The organism is Streptomyces sp. WELS2 (genome assembly GCF_013870595.1).
Classification (GTDB): Bacteria; Actinomycetota; Actinomycetes; order Streptomycetales; family Streptomycetaceae; genus Streptomyces.
In genome coordinates this window covers 1-16,425 of record NZ_JACBWZ010000063.1, presented here as the reverse complement: position 1 = coordinate 16,425, position 16,425 = coordinate 1, and the positions used below count along the sequence as shown (strand labels likewise).

12 protein-coding genes and 1 pseudogene are annotated in these 16,425 nt (G+C 70.5%); 7 read left to right on the top strand and 6 right to left on the bottom strand.

Annotated elements, in window-relative coordinates:
* Nucleotides 1–262 (bottom strand): annotated as a pseudogene (locus H5J33_RS06620) (amidase); the annotation flags it as partial.
* A 126-nt stretch (nt 263–388) separates the two neighbouring features.
* Between H5J33_RS06620 and H5J33_RS06615 the strand changes: the two are divergent.
* Nucleotides 389–1,015, top strand: coding sequence for a TetR/AcrR family transcriptional regulator (locus H5J33_RS06615; RefSeq protein WP_181793898.1), 627 nt, complete (start codon nt 389–391; stop codon nt 1,013–1,015).
* Between the two features lie 151 nt (nt 1,016–1,166).
* On the opposite strand, the gene H5J33_RS06610 is transcribed toward H5J33_RS06615, so the two are convergent.
* Nucleotides 1,167–1,754, bottom strand: coding sequence for a TetR/AcrR family transcriptional regulator (locus H5J33_RS06610; RefSeq protein ID WP_181793896.1), 588 nt, complete (start codon nt 1,752–1,754; stop codon nt 1,167–1,169).
* A gap of 109 nt (nt 1,755–1,863) precedes the next feature.
* On the opposite strand from H5J33_RS06610, the gene H5J33_RS06605 reads away from it, so the two are divergent.
* A complete protein-coding gene (locus H5J33_RS06605) occupies nt 1,864–2,553 on the top strand; it encodes a nitroreductase (protein ID WP_181793894.1) in 690 nt (229 codons plus the stop codon).
* A 36-nt stretch (nt 2,554–2,589) separates the two neighbouring features.
* Here the strand turns inward: H5J33_RS06605 and H5J33_RS06600 are convergent, their stop codons facing one another.
* From H5J33_RS06600 to H5J33_RS06590, 3 genes are all read right to left on the bottom strand, one after another.
* Nucleotides 2,590–4,170: a lectin gene (locus tag H5J33_RS06600; RefSeq protein WP_181793892.1), complete on the bottom strand. Its 1,581-nt coding sequence runs from the start codon at nt 4,168–4,170 to the stop codon at nt 2,590–2,592.
* Nucleotides 4,171–4,667: 497 nt separating this feature from the next.
* On the bottom strand, nt 4,668–6,524 hold the full coding sequence (locus tag H5J33_RS06595; protein ID WP_399552779.1) for a glycoside hydrolase family 9 protein: 1,857 nt from the start codon (nt 6,522–6,524) through the stop codon (nt 4,668–4,670).
* Between the two features lie 228 nt (nt 6,525–6,752).
* Complete coding sequence (locus H5J33_RS06590; protein WP_181793888.1) at nt 6,753–7,454, bottom strand: FadR/GntR family transcriptional regulator; 702 nt, start codon at nt 7,452–7,454, stop codon at nt 6,753–6,755.
* A 420-nt stretch (nt 7,455–7,874) separates the two neighbouring features.
* On the opposite strand from H5J33_RS06590, the gene H5J33_RS06585 reads away from it, so the two are divergent.
* Entirely contained in the window at nt 7,875–8,750 is an 876-nt protein-coding gene (locus tag H5J33_RS06585; RefSeq protein ID WP_181793887.1) for an amidohydrolase, read from the top strand.
* 69 nt (nt 8,751–8,819) lie between these two features.
* On the opposite strand, the gene H5J33_RS06580 is transcribed toward H5J33_RS06585, so the two are convergent.
* Complete coding sequence (locus H5J33_RS06580) at nt 8,820–10,805, bottom strand: alpha-L-fucosidase (RefSeq protein ID WP_181793885.1); 1,986 nt, start codon at nt 10,803–10,805, stop codon at nt 8,820–8,822.
* 391 nt (nt 10,806–11,196) lie between these two features.
* Between H5J33_RS06580 and H5J33_RS06575 the strand changes: the two genes are divergently transcribed.
* The 4 genes from H5J33_RS06575 (at nt 11,197) to H5J33_RS06560 (ending at nt 16,346) form a co-directional block, all read left to right on the top strand.
* Complete coding sequence (locus tag H5J33_RS06575) at nt 11,197–12,252, top strand: sugar ABC transporter substrate-binding protein (protein WP_181793883.1); 1,056 nt, start codon at nt 11,197–11,199, stop codon at nt 12,250–12,252.
* A 45-nt stretch (nt 12,253–12,297) separates the two neighbouring features.
* Nucleotides 12,298–13,860 (top strand): sugar ABC transporter ATP-binding protein, encoded by a 1,563-nt coding sequence (locus H5J33_RS06570; protein WP_181793881.1) that lies wholly within the window; start codon nt 12,298–12,300, stop codon nt 13,858–13,860.
* Nucleotides 13,853–14,896: an ABC transporter permease gene (locus tag H5J33_RS06565; RefSeq protein ID WP_181793879.1), complete on the top strand. Its 1,044-nt coding sequence runs from the start codon at nt 13,853–13,855 to the stop codon at nt 14,894–14,896. The genes H5J33_RS06570 and H5J33_RS06565 overlap by 8 nt, the downstream gene beginning before the upstream one ends.
* A 115-nt stretch (nt 14,897–15,011) precedes the next feature.
* Complete coding sequence (locus H5J33_RS06560; protein ID WP_181793877.1) at nt 15,012–16,346, top strand: enolase C-terminal domain-like protein; 1,335 nt, start codon at nt 15,012–15,014, stop codon at nt 16,344–16,346.
* Nucleotides 16,347–16,425: the final 79 nt, after the last annotated feature.

Genomic DNA, 16,425 nt, shown 5'->3' with positions numbered 1-16,425 from the left:
GACGGCTGCCCAGCTCCATCCGCCTCCCGGCCATGGCGACCCCCATGTCCTTGATCAGGAAAGGCACCCCGGCCAGCGGTGCGTCGCCGGGGCCGGGCGTGTCGTCGGCCGGCCATGTCTCCACGACGGCGTTGATCCGCGGATTGACCGCCTGTACGGCCTCCCGTGCGGCTGTCTCCACTTCGGCGGCCGTCACCTCGCCTTCGGCCACCAGCTCCGCGAGCCCGACCGCGTCGTAGCTCACGTACTCGGAAATTCTCACTGCACTCCCAGCAGACAGGACGATACCGTTAGGTCTCGGATGAGACCGAACGGTATCGCATGGGACGGGCTGGTACCATAGCGGTGGGCGTGGGGCCCGCACCGGACCGGACGTCACGGAGTAGTCATGGCAGCGACCGTCAGAAGGCCGGGCAGAGTGGCCAAGCTGCCACCTCGCGAGCGCATCCTCGATGCGGCCGAAGAGCTCTTCCAGAGCGAGGGGATCGGGCGGGTGAGCGTCCAGACGATCGCCGAGCGGGCCGAGACCACCAAAATGGCGATCTACCGGCACTTCGAAACCAAGGACGCACTGGTCGCGGAGTGGCTGCGGATCGTCGCCGCCGACTACCAGGCGGCCTTCGACCGGGCCGAGGCCGAACACCCCGGCCGGCCCAGGGAGCAGATCCTCGGCCTGGCCCGTTTCATCGCCGGAGGGCTGCCGGGCATCTCGCACCGGGGGTGCCCGTTCATCAACTCCCTCGCCGAACTGCCCGACCGCTCCGATCCCGCACGGCGAGTGATCGAGGAGCACAAGGCCCGGCAGACCCGCAGACTGGTCGGCATGTGCGCCGAGGCCGGGCTGTCCGACCCGGAGCAGGCCGCGGCCGAGATCACCTTCGTACTCGAAGGCGCGCAGGTCAGCACGCAGAACGGAAGCATCGACCGGGCGGGGGACCGGCTGATGAGGGCCGTCGAGGGGATCCTGGACCGGTACGGCTCCCCTCTCGGCGTATCCCGAGGGGGAACCGGCTGACCGTCGGCGCCGCCTTCCCGCCACCGAGAACGCGAGGTGTGCTCCCGGGCCCGAGGTCACCGATCCGGCGGACGCGGCCTGGCCGCGCATCGTATGTGTGTCAGGTCACTTGCGGGCGGGGCGGGCTAGGGTGGGCGGCTCGGCCGATGCGTCACCCGGCGAGGGCGTGGGCGAGAAGGATCTCCGCTGCTCCCCGAGCGTGCCGGCCGTAGTCCGGTTCGCCCAGCACCATGGCGCGGCTGGCCGCCCCGTCCGCGAGGGTGACCAACTGTTCGGCGAGTGCGGCCGGCTCGCGGCAGCCCAGCTCGGTCACCAGTGCGGTGACCAGCTCCACCATACGTAGCTTCTGCTCGCGGGCGTAGGAGTGGACCGCGCTGTCCGGGTCGGGGAACTCCGCCGCGGCGTCGATGAACGGGCAGCCGCGCACGGGTACCTCTTCCGGCGCGGGCTGGTCGAACAGTCCGAGGATCCGCTCCCGCGGCGGGATGTCCTCGCGGGTCAGCACGCTCTCCAGGGTCGCCCCGGACGAGGCGAGGTCCTGGAGGTGGGCGACGACCAGGTCGCTCTTGGTCCGGAAGTGGGCGTAGAGCGTCCGCTTGGACACCGGCGCCGCCTCGGCGACCTGCTCCATGCCGGTCGCGTTGATCCCCTGGACCGCGAACAGCCGTGCGGCGGCGGCCAGGATGCGCTCCCGCCCGCCCCGCCCGCGCCCCGCGGGGGCCGTAGTCGTCGCACTCATGCGCCAAGTATACGTCTGCGTTTACCTCGGTGGGTGGCGTCTGTTAGGGTCCGTGGCATCCACAAAGTAAACGTTTCCGTTTACATCGTTTGCCGTAGAGGAGCGTTCCATGAGCCCGTTGGTCCCAACAGAGCTGAGCGACTGCGCGGAGAAGCTGATACGTGGCCGCCACGCGACCCGCGCCTTCCGTCCGGACGCCGTGCCCGAGGACACGATGCGCGCGATCTTCTCGCTGGCCGGCGCCGCGCCGTCCAACTCCAACGCGCAGCCGTGGCGGGTGGAGGTGGTCAGCGGCGCCGCGCGCGAGCGCCTGGCCGACGCCTTGCAGGCCGCTCACGCCGCACACCGCACCTCGGCCGACTTCCCGTATTCCGAGGACATGTACACACAGGTGCACCAGGCGCGCCGGTCGGCGTTCGGCACCCGCCTCTACGGAGCGCTGGGCATCGGCCCCGACGACCACGAGGCGCGAGCGGCCTACGACGCGCAGAGCCTGCGCTTCTACGGCGCGCCGCACGCCGCGTTCCTGTTCGTCACCGGGGACGGCGGGTCCCGGTCGGCCGCCGACGTCGGCGCCTACATGCAGACGCTGCTGCTGGCGATGACCGCGTACGGGGTGGCGAGCTGTCCGCAGGGGCTGCTGAGCTTCTACGCCGACACGGTGCGCGCCGAACTCGCCGTCACGGCGGGGCGGCTGCTCGTGGGCATCTCCTTCGGCTATGCCGACGAGGCCGCGCCCGTGAACCACATCACGACCGAGCGGGCCGCGCTCGAAGAGGTCGCGACCTTCCACGGCTAGGAAGTCGACCGCGGCCGCCATCGAGCCGGGAACCGGTCAGACCCGGCTCCACTTCTGGTTGGTGCCGCCGTTGCAGTCCCAGATCTGGACCTTGGTGCCGTTGGCGGTGGCACCGCCCGGCACGTCCAGGCACTTGCCGGAGCCGGTCGCGGTGATGCTGCCGTCGGAACCGAGGCGGAACTGCTGGTTGCCGCCGCCGTTGCAGTCCCAGATCTCGACAGGGGTGCCGTTGGCGGTGGCGCCGTCGGGAATGTCCAGGCACTTGTCGCCGTAGACGCGCAGCTCTCCGGCGGACGTCGAGGTGAACCGCTGGTTGTCGCCGCCGTTGCAGTCCCAGATCTCGGTGAGCGTGCCGTTGGCCGTGGCCGCGCCTGTGACATCCAGGCACCGGCCCGAACTCTGGCTCCGCAGCGCGGAGGTCGTGCCGCCCGTGCCCGAACCCCCGGAGACCAGGTACATCGCCGCGCCGTGCGCGGGCACGGAGGCACTGATCGTCCCGGAGGTGCTGCCGGTGGTGTGTGCCCACAGGTCACGGACGGAGTAACTCGACGCCGGGCCGAGACCGATCTGCGTGGCGGAGGTGGACACGGTGGCCGTGCCGCTCCCGCGGTTGAGCAGGATGACGGCGACCGCGCCGTTGGACATCGGCTTGGTCCACACCTCCGTGTCGCCGTAGTCGGCGATCCGGTTGCCCTGCCGGCCACCCCAGTCCTGATCGACGGCGATGACCTCGCGGTTGGTCAGGACGGACCGGGTGGCGGCGCTCATCGTGCGCAGGTCGTTGCCGGCGATGAGGGGGGCGTTCAGCAGGGCCCACAAGCTGAAGTGGGCCCTTGCCTCGGTGTCGGACAGGCCGGCGTTGCCGACCTCGAGCATGTCGGGGTCGTTCCAGGCACCCGGCTTGGAGATGCCGGCGTAGGCCGGCTGGGCGTCGAGGATGCCCGTGACCGAGCCCCAGTTGGCGGAGATGTCACCGGTCGTGCGCCATGAGTTGCCGGTGGCCGGTCCCCACTGGCCGACGTTGTCGCTGCCCCAGTTGCAGATCGCGAACAGTATCGGGCGCCCGGTCTTGGCCAGCGCGTCGCGCATCGCGGTGTAGCGGTCCTGCCCACTGCGGCCTTGATGGTCCCCGCAGTTGTCGTACTTCAGGTAGTCGATGCCCCATGACGCCCAGGTATTGGCGTCGCGCTGCTCGTTGCCCAGACTCGCGGGATAGCCGGCGCAGGTCGTGGTGCCGGCCGAGGAGTAGATGCCCAGTTTCAGCCCCTTGCCGTGCACGTAGTCGGCCAGCGCCTTCATGCCGTTGGGAAACTTGGTGTGGTCGGGGACGAGGTTGCCGGACGAGTCGCGCGAGCGCTCGGACCAGCAGTCGTCGATGTTGACGTAGGTGTAGCCGGCCGCCGCCATGCCGCTGGACACCATGGCGTCGGCGGTCTGCCGGACCAGGGTGTCACTGACGTTGCAACCGAAGCTGTTCCAGTCGTTCCAGGCCAGCTGGGGGGTACGGGCCAGGCCGTTGTCGAGCGCCTGAGCCGGAGGGCCGCTCAGGAACAGGGTGAGGGGAAGCGCGGCGGCGGTCAGCGCCGCCGACAGTACCGCGCGGGCGAGTCTGCGCATGCGGGTCCTCCTGTAGGTGTGGGGGGAGAGACATGGACACCGCCGGGCCGGTGCCGGCCTTCGCCGTGCGTGGGCGGGCAGATCCCCGGATACGGCGCGCGCTGTCCGTCGTGCGGGGCCACGGCGGGGCGGGGCATGTGGCGGGGCGGTCGGCCGGCGACGGGAGTGGCCGAGCCGGCGCCGCTTCCATTGGATGTCTGGCCTGACGGCCTGTCAAGGCTGTGGATGGGGGCCGGTGTGTCCACCCCCTGCTGTTCCGTTCCGATGCCGAGGGATGCCGAACTGGCAGAAGCAGTCCTGTACTTCGGAAAGCAGCAGGTGGACGGCTTCAACGAGTATTCCGTGCCGTGCCCCGCGGTGACGCGGGGCACGGATGACACTTCCGGTGGACAGTCCGGCGAATGCGGGAAACAGTCCTTGCGGCCGAACGTGGCACCGGCAAAAACATCTGATGTATTGAGCGGGTGCCGATCAGGGCGCGAACCGCCGTCGTGCGCTCAGGAGTTGTGCCGGGGCCCGGCGGCGAAGGCGGCCAGCCAGGCCAGGGGAGCGTTCCAGTTGATGGCGACCTCGTTGGTCGAGTACGAACCGATGTCGTCCACATAGCAGGCCGCCGGACGGCACCCGGGCAACCGCTCCTCGGCCACGGGGTCCTGAAGGGCGCTGTTGGGTCCGCCCGCCAGGGCGCCCGCGGGCGGGTTGGGCAGCGAGGCGTCGTACTCGTGCGCCCAGAACCGGTGGTGCTGGTTGTGGGAGTACCGGGTGCCGTAGCCGGTCACGTAGGACGTCCCGAGCGTATTGCGGCCCAGCAGATAGTCCATCGCCTCCACGGCGCCGTCACGGTAGCGCCGTAGCCGGGTCAGGTCATAGGCGACCCCCATGACGAGGGCGTTGTTCGCGACCTGGCTGTTGGAGCCCCAGACGTACGCCGACGCGGGAATCGGGGCCGGATAGCCCTGGGTGCTCAAGGTGGTGAGGTAGCCGTCGGCGGCGGACGCGACGGAGGCCCGCAGCCGGGCCACGTCCCGGGCCGGCAACCCGTTCGGCACGGTGGCGAGGGTGAGACGACCGAGGGCCGCGGTCTCGGCCCACCCGAAGCCGAAGGAGGTGAACACGTCCGAGGACGTGTGCCATGGAGAGGAGGTGACGGCGTCGCGGTACGTCCTCTCCCCGGTGGTCGCGTACAGTTCGGCCGCCGCCCAGTAGAACTCGTCGCTCACCTGCCCGTCGCCGTACGCGCCGCCGCCCGTGCTGTCGGAGTCCGGCGCGATCATGCCGGGGTTCGCCTTTGCGGCGGCCCAGGCCTTGCGGGCGGCGGTCAGGCAGCGCGCCGCGAACACCCGGTCGAACGGGGCGTACACCCGGGCGCACTGCGCGGCCGTCGCCGCGAGGTTGAGGGTGGCCGCCGTGGAGGGCCGGTGCAGTTCACGCGGCTGCGGGTCCTGGTCGGGACGGGTGGGCAACGCCGTCCAGCCGGCGTCATGGATCTTGTGGAAGGCCATGCCGGCGTACGGCCGCCCGTCCGGCACCTGCATGCGCAGCAGGAACTCCAGTTCCCAGCGGGCCTCGTCGAGCACGTCCGGCACACGGTTGCCGCGCTCGGGCACGCGCAGCGTGGAGTCGCCGAGGGCCTTGGCCGTGCCCGCACGTACCGCCCGGTCGTAGGAGTCGACCAGCAGCCAGGTGGAAATGCCGCCGTTCACCACGTACTTGCCCTGGTCGCCCGCGTCGTACCAGCCGCCGCGGACGTCGAGGGAGTAGTCGCAGACACCGGCCTGACAGGGCACCTGTGTGTCACCCGTGTTGGGCGCCACGCCCAGGTGTCCGGCCGGCCGCGCGTACGCCGCTCCGGCGAGGGAGGCCTCGATCGGTGTGCCGCTGCGCTGCTGGTAGAAGAAGGACATCGAGTCCGAGAACAGCGGGCTGTAGAGACCGGCACGGATGTCGAAGGCCGGGCTGCCCTGCCCGTCCACCACCAGGCGGAAGCCCTTCCCGGTCCCCCTGTACGACGTGAAGTCGGCCAGGTGGGTGGAGTCGCCGGACGCCGCGTCGGTGCCGCGCGGAGTCGTGGCGCCGGAGGCGACGGTCCGGCCGGAGGCGTCGACCAGCTGCCACGCCAGCGGTTGCGCCGACGAGCTGACGACGGTGGCGCGTTTCGGACCGTCCGGGAGGTACCCGAGCTGGTTGACCCGGACCGGGGAGCCGGCGGTGGCCGCCGTGGGCACGGCCGCGGTACGCGTGGGCCCCGCGGCTCCGGTGGCGTCGGTCAGCGTGCCGGCGAGGGTCAGGGCCGTCACCAGGCCGATGGCCGCCACGCGAAGACGATGCCGGACGGCTGGGAAGGGAGAGGTCATGGGCTGCTCCTGGGCTGGGCGGGACAGTGGTGGGAGCGCTCCCGCGCAGCGTTGCATGGTCATGCCACAGCGTCAATCACGCCTGCGGTGTTGCTTCGGGGCCTGCCTGGGCTTCGAGCAGGGGAACGGGCAGGGCCGGCCGCGTGGACCGGACCCCCTGACGAGGAGCGCGTATCGCGTCGGGGCGCGGCCGCGTTCCGCACGACGCGCGGGCGTGCGGACCGGACCCTACCCGTCGTCCGGTTCCGAGGAGCGGGCCAGCACCGCGCGCAGCCACACCTCCGAGGTGTTGACGTGCAGCATGGCGCTGGACTGCGCGAGCAACTGGTCGCGGGCGCACAGGGCGTTGTAGATGGCCTCGTGCTCGGCCAGGGTGACGTGCGAGGCGTTGCCCTCGATCAAACCGCGCCACACCCTGGCCCGGATGGTCCGGCTGGACAGCCCCTCCAACAGCGAGGTCAGCGTCTCGTTCCCGGTCGCGGCGATGACGGTGCGGTGGAAGGCCGTGTCGTACTGGATCAGCAGTTCCGCGTCGTCCCGGGCGGCGCGCATGTCCTCGAGGATCTTGCCCAGGGTGTCCAGGTCCCCCTCGCTCATCCGGACCGCGGCCAAGCCCGTCGCCATCGGTTCCAGCAGGCGACGGACCTCCATGACCTCCAGCAGGGTGTCGTCGCGCAGCAGTTCCACGGCCAGGCCGAGCCCCTCCAGCAGCAGGTGCGGGGCGAGACTGGTGACGTATGTGCCGTCACCGCGGCGCACGTCGAGCACGCGGGCCGACTCCAGGACCTTCACCGCCTCCCGCACGCCGCTGCGGGACAGGCCCATCTGGGCGGCCAGCCGAGGTTCGGGAGGAAGACGCGCGCCGGGCGGCAGTTCACCGGACTGGATCAGGGACCGGATCTTCGCGATCGCCTCGTCGGTCAGTGCCACAAAAACCCCTCGGAGCGCGGCGGGATCAAGACATCATACTTCGGTCGCAGCCGGTGTGAGCGTGGTTGATCAGGAAAGTCCGCGCGGTCGGCGACCCCTGATCGACCTGTGAACCGGAGAGACCCTATCAATGGGTCGAGTGCCGTCCCCGGTGGTCGATTGCTTTCCGGGGCCCACGAGGCGGCGGTCGCGAGCCGTCGGGCGAGGACCGGACGCCGTCCGCGATTCCCGGACGCGCCGACCGTCCCGCCGGCCGGGCCGGCGTTCGTGCGGAGTCCGAGCGGCGACAGCGGCTTTCGCGTAACAGCCCGGACGGGCAACGGAGTTGAGTCATACGAGTACGGTGCCGTACCGGCATACCCTGGCCGGAGCCCGCCGAGCGCAGCGCCGCGGGCGGACCCGAAGCGGAAGGACTGCTCGATGCACGCGTCTCCGTCTCCCGGCCACCGTCCACTCCGGGTCGACGCCCACCACCACCTGTGGAACCCGGCCGCACGTCCCCACGAGTGGCTGGCCGGCGAGGAGATGACGCCGATCCGGCGCCACTTCACCGAGGCCGACCTGCGCGCGGCGACCGCCTCGGCCGGAGTGGGGCGCACGGTGCTGGTCCAAGTACTGCCCGACCTGGGGGAGACGGCGGAGTTTCTGGCGCTGGCCGCGGACTCGCCCCTGATCGCCGGTGTCGTCGGCTGGGTGGACCTCACCGCGCCGGACGTCGCCGACGTCCTGGCCGGGCTGCGGGCGGGGCCCGGCGGGCGCTTCCTGGCCGGGGTGCGCCATCTGGTGCAGGGCGAACCGGACCCGCGCTGGCTGGTGCGGCCCGATGTCCTCGCCGGACTGCGCGCGGTGCGCGACGCCGGGCTGGTCTACGACCTGCTCACCCTGCCGCACCAGCTGCCCGCGGCACTGGAGGCGGCAAGGGCTGTTCCCGACCTGCTCTTCGTCCTCGACCACCTCTCCAAACCCGACGTGGCGGGTAGGGCGTTGCGCCCGTGGGCCGACCGGATCGGCGCGCTGGCGCAGCAGCCCAACGTGGTGGCGAAGCTGTCCGGCCTGGTCACCCAGGGCGACTGGGCGACATGGACGGTGGACGACCTGCGGCCCTACGCGGACGTCGCGCTGGAGGCGTTCGGACCCGGCCGGTTGATGGCCGGCTCCGACTGGCCGGTCTGCTTGCTCGCGGCGGACTACGCGCGCGTGTTCGCGTCCCATGAGGAGCTGCTGTCCGGCTGCACGCCCGACGAGGCGGCGCAGGTGTTCGGCGGCACCGCCTCACGGGTCTACGGCCTGGGATAGGGAACATGTGTCCGCGACCGGGCCCGGCCGGACATCATCGGTTCCGAGGCGCGTCGCCTGTCGTCCGGATCAGAGGGCGGTGATGGTCCACTGGAGGTTCGTGCTGCTGTCGGGCGCCCACAGGCCCACCGTGGAACCGGACGCGACGTTGCCGCGGCCGTCCAGGGCCGTGCCCGTGCCGCGGTTGACGATCTGATAGCGGCCGGCACCCATGTCCACCAGCCGCCACTGCTGATTGGCGCCCCCGTTCCAGGGCGCTTGGCGGGCGTCCGCGCCGTTGGCGCTGTTGCCCCAGCTGTCGGCGACCATGCCGTTGGTCCGGTTGACGATGCGGTACCAGCCACTGCCCAGGCCGACCAACTGCCACTGGAGGTTCGTACTGCCGTCGAAGCTCCACGACTTGAGCACCGACCCGGAGGCGACGTTGCCGCCGCCGTCCAGGGCCAGGCCGCTGGTGACATTGCTGATCCTGGCCCACGCGGTGGGGAGGCCGCCCCCGCCCAGTGCGGGGATCTGCCCGGAGAAGGTCAGCTTCACCACGTACGCCGGCGCGCTGAACGGAGCACTCGACGACGGCATGGCGATGTGCAGTCCTGAGCCGTCCTGGGTCCGGCCGGGCAGGCTGGTGTAGTCGCCGGCGCCGGGGCCGAGCAACTGGACCGAGGTGAGCGTGCCGAGGTCGATCCTGCCGGAGGCCAGGGTGCCGATGGTGAAGGTGCTGCCGGGCCAGCCCAGCACGGTCGCGTAGAGAACCCTGTTCGCCTTGTCGCGGGTGAAGCGGATGTCGGCGCTGGTGCCGGGTCGCGGAGTGGTGAAGGAGCCGCCGCCCATCTTGGTCGGGCCTTCGCCGTAGACGGTCCAGGCGCGGGTGGCGTAGACGGACTCGCCGAAACGCTTCAGGTAGTCGCCGATGCCCAGCAGGATGTCGCGCTGTCCGCTGGGGATGGTGCCGTCGGCGGTCGGGGCGATGTTCAGCACCATGTTGCCGTTCTTGCTGACCCGGTCGATCAGCGAGTGCAGCATGGCGGGCAGCGAGTAGTAGCCGATGCCGTCCGTGTAGCACCAGCTGGAGCTGGAGATGCTGTCATCCGTCAGCCAGTACGGAGACTGGATGTCGGCCGGACCGCCGCGTTCGAAGTCGTACACCTCGCCCCTGTTGTCGAAGCCGTCCTTGTAGGTGGCGACGACCTCCTTGTCCCAGGCGACGGCGCGGTTGTAGTAGTAGGACAGGAACTTGAGCCGCTGCTCCTCGTCCACGTGGGAGAGATTGAAGTCCTGCCACAGGATGTCCGGCTGGTACCCGTCGATGATCTCCTTGAGCTTGTCGTACCACAGTTGGTTCTCGGCGGCGGCGCCGAGCTGTCCGTAGAGCTTCTTCAGCGTGGTGGTGGGCTGCGCGGGGGCGTTGTCGTAGAAGCCGGTGAAGTTGTAGGCGTGGTGCATGGCCACCATCAGCTTCATGCCCCTGGCGCGGATCGCGTCCGCGTGCAGCCGGAGGAGGTCCAGCCGGGGGCCTTTGGCCACCGAGTTCCACTCGTTGACACCGCTGTTCCACATCGAGAAGCCGTCGTGGTGCTCGGCGACCGGCCCGGCGAACCTGGCGCCCGCGTCGGCGAACAGCTGTGCCCACTCGTCGGGGTCGAAGTTTCCGCCGGCCGACTTCAGCCTGGGCGCGAACTGCACGAAGTTCCCGGCCTTGTCCCGGGCACCGTTGATGAAGTTGTGGTACGGCCACGCCGCCGGCTCACCGTAGACGCTGGTGTGGTGGGTGTTGGCGCGTGAACCGCCGATGTACATGTTGCGCGGGTACCACTCGTTGTCGTACGCCGGGACGCTGAAGACGCCCCAGTGGAAGTAGATGCCGAACTTCGCGTCCTGGAACCACTCCGGAGCGGGCGGGTGCTGGTCCACCGACGCCCAGTCGGGGGTGTAGCCGGCCGGGCCGGGGATGCTGACGCCGCCCAGCGCGTCGGAGCGGCCCGCCAGGCCGAGGGACGCTCCGGTGGCGCCGAGCACCGTGAGGAACACGCGACGGCTGTGGGGAGACGCTGGCATGGGAACCTCCGGATCGGACGCGGTGACCTCAAGGCACGAGAGATCTGACGTTAAAGGCGCCCCACTGCCCGGTCAATGACCCGTACATGGCAAAACGCGGCGAGATGTGCGACCGGAGATCAGATGTATGAGCCTTCACCCCACGGGCGTTCCCGCGCACCCCGGCGGCTGTCCTTCTGGATTGATGGGATGAATGAAATGCCCCCGTCTTCGCCGGTCGAACCACGGGAGCGTGCCGATCTGGGTTTTCGAGCCATGCGTGTCCAGCCCCTGGACAGTTGTCCGAGCCGGCCCTATACATACATCTCATGTCTCCGGGTGGTGGCGAACGCATGCCGTCCAGGCGAACGAACCCTCTTCCGTTCCGGGACCAGCGCAAGGAGAAGCGCCCATGAGACTCAGAGTCGTGCTCTGCTCCACCCTCTCCGCCCTGTCCGTGCTGACGCTGCTCAACGCCTGTGGCAACTCCGCGACCGCCTCGGGCGACGGACCGCTGATCGGGGTCGACTATCCCCGCTCCGACACCGACTTCTGGAACTCGTACATCAGGTACACACCGACGTACGCGCGGCAGCTGGGCCTCGGTCTCAAGACCACCAACTCGCAGAACGACGTGGCCAAACTCGCCGCCGACGCCCAGACGTTCATCAGCCAGGGCGTCAAGGGCATCGCCATGGCCCCTCAGGACACCGCCGCGATCGCGCCGACGCTGGCACAGTTGGAGGCGAAGAGAATCCCGGTCGTCACCGTCGACACCCGGCCCGACAGCGGCAAGGTCTTCATGGTGATCCGCGCCGACAACCGCGCGTACGGCGAGAAGGCGTGCAAGTACCTCGGCACCGAACTCGGCGGCAAGGGGAAGGTCGTCATGCTCCAGGGCGGCCTGGACTCCATCAACGGCCGTGACCGCACGGACGCGTTCAACGCGTGCATGAGGGCCCGCTATCCGGACATCAAGGTGTTCGCGGAAGCCACCAACTGGGACGGCGCCGTGGCCGCGCAGAAGCTCCAGACCGACCTGACCGCGCACCCGGACATCAAGGGCGTCTACATGCAGTCCAGCTTCGCCCTGTCCGGCACCCTGCAAGTCCTCAAGCAAAAGGGTCTGTTGACCGGGCCGAAGGACAAGAAGCACGTGTACGTCGTCTCCAACGACGGCATCCCCGAGGAACTCGCGTCCATCGCCGCGGGCAGGATCGACGCCACGGTCTCCCAGCCGGCCGACCTCTACGCCGAGTACGCCCTCTACTACCTGAGGGCCGCGGTCGACGGGAAGACGTTCAAGCCCGGCAGGACCGACCACGACAGCACCATCGTCCGGGTGCGCGAGGGCCTGCTGGAGGACCGGCTCCCCGCTCCGCTCGTCACCGCCGACGGCGGTACCTACGGCGGCGTCCCCAGCGTCAGGAGCGACGACACCTCCCTGTGGGGCAACCACGTCCGCTGACGGTCGCGCGGACCCGCAACGGCACACGGACACAAGGCGGCTGAGATGAGCGAGGGAAATCGACCAGTGAGTCCCGCGCCCGCCCCGGCGGACAGCGGGCGGGTCCCGGCGGACCCACCCGTCGTCGAGGCGGCGGGCATCGTGAAACGATTCGGTCCGACGGTGGCCCTGGACGGCGCCCGGATCACCGTCCGGGCCGGCGAGACCCACGCGCTCGTCGGCCGCAACGGAGCCGGCAAGTCGACGCTGGTGTCCGTCCTCACCGGGCTGCTGGCCCCGGACGAGGGCACGGTCGCCTTCGGCGGTGCCCCGGCCCCCCGGCTCACGGACCGCGACGCGTGGCGACGGCGCGTCGCCTGCGTCTACCAGAAGTCGACGATCATCCCCACACTGACCGTCGCCGAGAACCTCTTCCTCAACCGGCACGACCACGGACGGGGCGGGCTGATCCGCTGGCAGACGGTACGCCGCCGCGCGCGGGATCTGCTGTCGGCCTGGTCCGTGGACGTGGACCCGCAGACCGAGGCCGGCGAACTGAACGTCGAGCAACGCCAGTTCGTCGAGATCGCGCGCGCCCTGTCCTTCGGCGCCCGGTTCATCGTCCTCGACGAACCCACCGCCCAACTCGACGGCGCGGCGATCAACCGGCTCTTCGAGCGGATCCGGGACCTGCAACACCAGGGCGTCACTTTCCTCTTCATCAGCCACCACTTGGAAGAGATCTACGACATCTGCGACACGGTGACGGTGTACCGGGACGCCCGCCACGTCCTGACCGCGCCCGTCCGGAGCCTGGCGCGCACCGAACTCGTCGCCGCCATGACCGGCGAGGCGGCCGTGGACCGGCACGCGGGACGGGTGAGCACCGCCCGCACCGACGCGGTGGCCGCGCTGAGTGTGCGGGGCCTGACCGGCGAGACCTATGACGACGTCACCTTCCGGGTGGCCGCCGGCGAGATCGTCGGGCTCGCGGGGTCCGCCGGCAGCGGGCGCACGGAGGTCGCCGAGTCCGTCGTAGGGCTGCGCGCGGCCGTGTCCGGAACGGTGGAGATCGCCGGGCGGCGGCCACGGCCCGGCAGTGTGCCGGCCGCGCTCGCGGCCGGCGCCGGATTCGTCCCGCGGGACCGCCATCACCAAGGGTTAGTGCCGGACATGTCGATCGCGGACAACGCCACCTTGTCCGTGCCCAGGCGGCTCGGACGCCACGGGTTCCTCAGCCGCCGTCGCCGGGACCGGCTGGCGAGGACTCTCATCGGGAACTTGTCGATCAAGACCCCGGGTCCCGGACTGCCCGTCTCGGCCCTCTCCGGGGGCAACCAGCAGAAGGTCGTCATGGCGCGCGCCCTCGCCGACGACCCCCGGCTGCTGGTCCTGATCAACCCGACCGCCGGCGTGGACGTGCGCTCCAAGGAGTTCCTCCTCGGCAAGGTCGAGGAGACCGCGGGCACCGGGACGGGAGTGCTCATCGCCTCCGACGAACTCGACGACCTGCGCATGTGCGACCGGATTCTGGTGATGTTCCAGGGCCGTGTGACCTCGGAGACGGCCCGCGGCTGGCACGACCACGACCTGGTGGCCGCGATGGAGGGAGTGGACCTCGATGCCTGACACGGTCCTCGCGGACTCGTCCGCCCCGGGGAGTACCGGGCCCGCCGCCCGGCGGAAGGGGCTGTTCCGCGGCCGGATACGCGTCGCCCGGCTGCGCGACCTCGCCCTCGTACCCGCGATCGTGATCATCGCGGTCGTCGGCCAGATCGTCAATCCGGTGTTCCTGCAAGCGGACAACCTGATCAACGTGCTGCAGACCATGTCGGAGATGGCGCTGCTGGTCCTCGCCCAGACGATGATCCTGATCGTCAAGAAGATGGACCTGTCCCTGGAGTCCACCATGGGTCTGGCCCCCGGCGTCGCGGCGTGGCTGGTCGTGCCGGCGGGCCCGGGACACGGTCTCGGCCTGTTGCCCGGCGCCTGGGCCGTCCCCGTCACCCTCGCCGCCGGAGCCCTGGTCGGCGTGGTCAACGCCCTTCTGATCATCCGCTTCGGGCTCAACGGCTTCATCGTCACCCTGGGCATGCTGATCGTGCTGCGCGGCGTCCTCACCGGCATCTCCGGCGGCCAGACCTTCTTCCAGCTGCCGGAGTCCATGCTGTACCCGGGTACCGCCCAGTGGGGCGGGGTGCCCGCCTCCATCTGGATCTGCCTCATCCTGTTCGCCGTCGCCGTCGTCGTCCTCGGCTGGACCGGCTTCGGCCGCTCGCTCTACGCCATCGGCGGGAACGTCGACGCCGCGAAGGCCGCCGGCATCCGCACCGACCGGGTGCTGTGGATCGTCATCGTCACCGGCAGCGTGCTGGCCGCCCTCGCCGGGCTGCTGCTCTCGGGACGCCTCGCCTCGGTCGCCTCCGCCCAGGGCAACGGCTACATCTTCACCGTCTTCGCCGCCGCCGTGATCGGCGGGATCAGCCTCAACGGCGGCAAGGGGACGGTGTTCGGGGCCTTCAGCGGCATCCTGCTGCTCTTCCTGATCCAGAACGTGCTCACCCTGGCCGGCGTCCCCGCCCAGTGGATCGGAGCGCTCAACGGTCTGATCATTCTGGTCGCGCTGACCATCTCACGCGTCACGGGCGGCCAGGCACAGGAGTGAACCGGCCGGGCCGCATCCGCAGCCGCATCCGCGACCGCCCGTGTGGCGCCCAACTCCCTCGAGCCGTCCCCCCTTTGCCGCGGGGCCCCATTTCCCTGCCTCTCCAGGAGCCGCCATGTCCTCCGCCGCCCCTCCGCCTGCGGAATCCGCCCGCGTCATCGCCCTGGACGTCCACGACGTCCGCTTCCCGACATCCGAGCATCTCGACGGGTCGGACGCGATGAACCCCGAACCCGACTACTCGGCCGCCTACGCCGTGCTGCGCACCGACGCCCCCGACGGGCTGGAAGGCCACGCGCTGGCCTTCACCACCGGCCGGGGCAACGACGTCCAGGCCGCCGCCATCGCGGCCCTCGCCCCGTACGTCGTCGGCCGGTCCGTGGACGAGGTCTGCGGCGATCTCGGCGCCTTCGCCCGCAGCCTCGTCCACGACCCTCAACTGCGCTGGCTGGGGCCGGAGAAGGGCGCGATGCACATGGCGACGGGCGCGGTCGTCAACGCCGCCTGGGACCTCGCGGCCAAACGCGCCGGCAAGCCCGTCTGGCGCTTCCTCGGCGAGATGTCACCCGAAGAACTGGTCGCGCAGGTCGACTTCCGCTGGCTCAGCGACGCGCTCACCCCCCAGGAGGCACTGCGGATCCTGAGGGACGCCGAACCGGGCCGCCGGGCACGCGTCGCGCGCCTGCTCGACCGCGGCTACCCCGCCTACACCACGACACCCGGCTGGCTCGGCTACTCCGACGAGAAGCTGGCCCGCCTGGCCCGGGAGGCCGTCGCCGAAGGATTCACCCAGATCAAGCTGAAGGTCGGAGCGTCCCTGGAGGACGACGTACGACGCATGCGCACCGCACGGGAGACGGTCGGCGACACCGTCCGCATCGCGGTGGACGCCAACCAGCGGTGGGACGTCGGGGCGGCGATCGACTGGATGCGCGCCCTGGCCCCGTACCGGCCGTACTGGATCGAAGAACCCACCTCCCCGGACGACATCCTCGGCCACGCCGCCGTACGCGAGGCCGTCGGCCCCGTCAAGGTCGCCACCGGAGAGCACGTCGCCAACCGTGTCGTCTTCAAGCAACTGCTCCAGGCGCGAGCCGTCGACATCGTGCAGATCGACTCCGCCCGGGTCGGCGGGGTCAACGAGAACATCGCGATCCTGCTGCTCGCCGCCAAGTTCGGAGTGCCGGTCTGCCCGCACGCCGGCGGTGTCGGCCTGTGCGAGATGGTGCAGCACCTCGCGATGTTCGACTACATCGCGGTCTCCGGCACGACCGAGGACCGGGTCATCGAGTACGTCGACCACCTCCACGAGCACTTCGTCGACCCGGTGCGCATCGCCGGCGGCCACTACCTCGCGCCCCTGCGGCCCGGACTCGGCGCACAGCTGCGCCCGGAGTCCCTGAAGGAGTACACCTACCCCGACGGTCCGGTCTGGTCCGCCCGTGTCTGACGTACCCGACGAGCCGGGAACCGGGTCGGCCGAGCGCCGTCCCGGGCGCACGCCCCGCCGCTGATCCACGAGTAGGGCG

Coding starts and splice junctions, on each gene's coding strand:
- H5J33_RS06560 (WP_181793877.1), top strand. CDS start 15,012: ATGTCCTCCGCCGCCCCTCCGCCTGCGGAATCCGCCCGCGTCATCGCC.
- H5J33_RS06615 (WP_181793898.1), top strand. CDS start 389: ATGGCAGCGACCGTCAGAAGGCCGGGCAGAGTGGCCAAGCTGCCACCT.
- H5J33_RS06610 (WP_181793896.1), bottom strand. CDS start 1,754: ATGAGTGCGACGACTACGGCCCCCGCGGGGCGCGGGCGGGGCGGGCGG.
- H5J33_RS06605 (WP_181793894.1), top strand. CDS start 1,864: ATGAGCCCGTTGGTCCCAACAGAGCTGAGCGACTGCGCGGAGAAGCTG.
- H5J33_RS06570 (WP_181793881.1), top strand. CDS start 12,298: ATGAGCGAGGGAAATCGACCAGTGAGTCCCGCGCCCGCCCCGGCGGAC.
- H5J33_RS06600 (WP_181793892.1), bottom strand. CDS start 4,170: ATGCGCAGACTCGCCCGCGCGGTACTGTCGGCGGCGCTGACCGCCGCC.
- H5J33_RS06575 (WP_181793883.1), top strand. CDS start 11,197: ATGAGACTCAGAGTCGTGCTCTGCTCCACCCTCTCCGCCCTGTCCGTG.
- H5J33_RS06580 (WP_181793885.1), bottom strand. CDS start 10,805: ATGCCAGCGTCTCCCCACAGCCGTCGCGTGTTCCTCACGGTGCTCGGC.
- H5J33_RS06565 (WP_181793879.1), top strand. CDS start 13,853: ATGCCTGACACGGTCCTCGCGGACTCGTCCGCCCCGGGGAGTACCGGG.
- H5J33_RS06585 (WP_181793887.1), top strand. CDS start 7,875: ATGCACGCGTCTCCGTCTCCCGGCCACCGTCCACTCCGGGTCGACGCC.
- H5J33_RS06595 (WP_399552779.1), bottom strand. CDS start 6,524: ATGACCTCTCCCTTCCCAGCCGTCCGGCATCGTCTTCGCGTGGCGGCC.